Source organism: Bradyrhizobium sp. Kon58 (assembly GCF_055807455.1).
Map to the genome: position 1 here is coordinate 1 of NZ_JBVVOT010000683.1, position 233 is coordinate 233.

Consider the following 233-nt stretch of genomic DNA (forward strand, 5'->3'; position numbering starts at 1 on the left):
CCTGGTGGACACGCCCGAAGGTCGACGCATCTACGGTGGCGGTATTCTGTCGTCGCCCAAGGAAAGCGTGTATTGCCTGTCGGTGCTCGGCGCCGTGGTGCTGATCTACCTGCTGATCGTGGTCAACTTCCAGTCCTGGGCCGACCCCTTTGTGATCATCACCGCGCTGCCGGCGGCACTGGCGGGGATCGTGTGGATGCTGTTCCTCAGCGGCACCTCATTATCGGTGCCGG

The 233-nt window shown here is 63.1% G+C and carries 1 protein-coding gene; it reads left to right on the top strand.

Annotated elements, in window-relative coordinates; genetic code table 11:
- The coding region (locus AC0L20_RS41930; RefSeq protein WP_473295983.1) for an efflux RND transporter permease subunit at positions 1-233 on the top strand (233 nt) is incomplete at both ends.